The 1,440-nt window shown below is 65.4% G+C and carries 2 protein-coding genes; both read right to left on the reverse strand.

Annotation, left to right across the window (positions count from 1 at the left end):
* The coding region (locus MHZ35_RS17780; RefSeq protein WP_239436843.1) for a 3-phosphoshikimate 1-carboxyvinyltransferase at nt 1-1,093 on the reverse strand (1,093 nt) is incomplete at its 3' end.
* 164 nt (nt 1,094-1,257) lie between these two features.
* On the reverse strand, nt 1,258-1,440 hold a 183-nt coding region (locus MHZ35_RS17785; protein ID WP_239436844.1), incomplete at its 5' end, for a hypothetical protein.

A 1,440-nucleotide genomic window follows, 5' to 3' on the forward strand; every position in this document is an offset into this window, starting at 1 on the left:
GCAGCGTCTGACCGGCAAGTCCGGGATCGCCATGGACCAGCAGGTCGTCCCCCTGTTCCTCGGCGAGGCCGCTGCGGATGCGGTTGAGCTCGGTCGAAAGCGCGCGGACGCGATCGCATTCCTTGACGCGCAGGTTGGCGATGCCCGTGAAACGCACGGGCCGCGCATTGAACGCGGCCAGCACGGCGAGCGTCGGTATCGCATCCTGCATCTGCGAACCGTCGATCACGCCCGGCATCTGGGGAAAGGAGGCGATCAGCGCCTGCGCCTTTGCGTCGGGTTGGCTGAAGCGATCCGGAGCCAGGCCGATGTCGATCTGGCCCCCGGTCAGGACTTCTGCCGCCCAGAGGTACGTGGCTGCCGAGGCGTCCGGCTCTACCATGGCGTCTGCCGCCTGATAGCCTGTGGCGGCGACCTGCCACCCTGTCTGCCCCAGCGGGGTGACGTGCCCCCCGAAGGTCTCCATGGCAGCGAGCGTCAGGTCGATATAGCCGCGGGCGCCGATGTCGCCCCCGGCCAGCACGACCTCGACCGGGCCCTTTGCGCAGGCTGCTGCGATCAGCAGTGCCGAGACATATTGGCTGGAAAGCCCTGCGTCGACGATCACCCGCCCGTCCGTGATCCCGGCTCCTTCTACATGGACTGGCGGGCATCCGCTCGGCGCGTCGACCGCGACCCCCATGCGGCGCAGCGCCTCCACCAGCGGCGCGATCGGCCGTTTGCGCATATGGGAATCACCATCCAGGATCGTGGTCCCCTGGATCGTGGCGGCAGCGGCAGTCAGGAAGCGCATCGCCGTTCCCGCGTTGCCCAGGAACAGCGGCTCGGCAGAAGGGCGCAAGGTGCCGGAAGCGGTCACCACGAAGCTGGTCGCGTCGGGTTCTTCGACGTTTACCCCCAGCATGCGCAGCGCTGCCGCCATATGTTTCGTGTCATCGCTCTTGAGCGCGCCGGTGAGCCGGCTGGTGCCGCACGCCAGCGCCGCGATCAGCAGCATGCGATTGGTGATCGACTTGGAACCGGGGAGCACCACGCGACCGACAAGGGGCGCCTTGGGCGGGACGATCGTCAATGCGGAAGCGGGCTGGGTCATGGATCGCCTTACTCGTGCGCGGGGAATGAGAGGCAGATCACGCGCGGAGAGCCGATAGGCAAGGGGACAAACGGTTCGGAAGTGACCCCGGAAGGCGGCGATTCGGCCGGATGAGCCCTTTCAACAAGCTAAGGCCCGGCAAAAAACACGCCGGTTTCCGCAGCTTAACGCGAAAATTGCAACATTTTTGAAAAATGGGTTTGACGGGTTTGGGTGATGCCTCTAGAGACCCGTTCACCGCAGCGGCGCACCGAACGGAGCGCTTGCTGGGGTCGCAAAAAACCTGGTGCTGAGCGCCTCTTGAAAGAGGGGTTTGCTGGAGCGCCGGCGTTTTGTTCTTTGACATT

The sequence above is a fragment of the Sphingomonas sp. ACRSK genome, from assembly GCF_022346685.1.
Classification (GTDB): Bacteria; Pseudomonadota; Alphaproteobacteria; order Sphingomonadales; family Sphingomonadaceae; genus Sphingomonas; species Sphingomonas molluscorum.